This window comes from Flavitalea flava (genome assembly GCF_054461575.1).
Genome location: NZ_JBTLQH010000118.1, coordinates 1 through 1,745 on the forward strand (window position 1 = coordinate 1; position 1,745 = coordinate 1,745).

Sequence of the window (1,745 nt, forward strand, 5' to 3'; positions counted from 1 at the left end):
GAATGTCCGCCCAGTTCGAAAAAATTATCATGTATACCTATTCGGTCTACGCCCAGCAGTTCTTCCCAGATGGCAGCCAATTGCCGTTCCAATTCGTTTCGCGGTGCCTGGTACCGGCTTTGCAACCTCTCATCTGCTTCCGGATCGGGCAATGCCTGTTTGTCTATCTTGCCATTGGCCGTCAACGGCAGTTCGGTCATCGCTACCAGGAAGGCCGGTACCATGTAGTCCGGTAAACGGCTTCGCAAATACCCCTGCAGCTCTTGCCGCCTTTGCGGCCACTCTCCTTCTTCTCCTTCCCCTTCCGGTACCACATAACCCACCAATCGTTTATTTCCGGATCCGTCCTCCTTCATCACTACCACGGCTGATCGAACCAGGGCACTCTGTGACAATACCGTTCCGATCTCCCCCAATTCTACCCGGTAGCCCCGGATCTTCACCTGGTCATCCACACGACCCAGAAACCCGATATTCCCGTCTGCCTCCCAGCGTACCAGGTCTCCCGTTCGGTATACCCGACGGCCACTGCCCGGATCAAACCGATCCTCCATAAATCGTTCTGAGGTCAGTGCCTCCCGGTTCAGGTACCCTCGCCCTACCCCTTCGCCGCCGATATACAATTCTCCCGCTATCCCTGACGGGCATAATCCTCCCTCACGGTTCAGCACATATACTACCGTATTGGAAAATGGTTTTCCTATCAGTACCGTTCCGCCTGGATCTGTTCCCCGCTCTTCGGGCATCACCTCATACAATAACTTCCCTATCGTAGTTTCCGTAGGGCCATAATGATTGATGATCCGGCAGGCTGCTCCCGATGAACGGATCGCCGATACCGTTGAATACGGTAAGGCCTCTCCCCCGAATATCAGCAGCTCTCCGGGCAGCAACAATTCTTCCCCCTGGCTCAATGCCTTCCAATGAGAGGGCACTATTTTCAAACAGGCTATCCGGTGTTCCTTAAAATAATCACGCATCAGCTGACCATCCGTGACAACTGTTCCGGACAGCACATGCAGCGCTCCGCCAGACAGCAAGGAACTATAGATCACCGTATTGCCCAGGTCCGCCGACAAGGTCGATACCAGGGCAAACGTCTTACAGGCACGGATTCCCGTCCGATCATCCAACCCATACACATAATCCACCAGGTTCCCATGCCCGATCATCACCCCTTTGGAGGCCCCCGTTGTTCCGGAGGTATAGATCACATAAGCCAGGTGATCCGGCCTCAACCGGACCCGCAGACGGCTTTTAGCCTCCCGTGAAATCTCTTCCCAAGCTCTCCCGGCCCCTATATCCACCAACTGTGACACCTTGCCGCCTTTGGCTGATCCTATAAGACCTGCCAGTCTTGCCTTTTGTTCCCCTCCCGTCAGCAACACCCGGCAACAACTATCTTCCAGCATATAACTGATCCGCTCGTCCGGATAATCCGATTCGATCGGAACATAAGCCCCTCCCGCTTTCATGATCCCGAGCATACCCACGATCATCTCCAGCGATCGTTCCAGGCAAAGCCCTACCAGACTCCCCGTACCTACTCCTTTTTTCCGCAGGTAATGCGCCAGCCGGTTCGATCGCTCATCCAGTTCCCGGTAACTCACCGACTCCCTTTCATAGACCAACGCCACCGATTCAGGGCTCAGCAACACCTGCTCCGCAAACAGCCCCGTTACCGTTATATCCCTGGGATAATCACAATAGCAGCTATTGATCTCCTGACTTAATTGATACTCCTC

At 54.3% G+C, this 1,745-nt stretch carries 1 protein-coding gene; it reads right to left on the bottom strand.

Annotated features, from left to right (window positions below; translation table 11 throughout):
* Nucleotides 1–1,745: non-ribosomal peptide synthetase (locus tag ACX0G9_RS31620; protein WP_459068995.1), on the bottom strand; the 1,745-nt coding region annotated here is incomplete at both ends.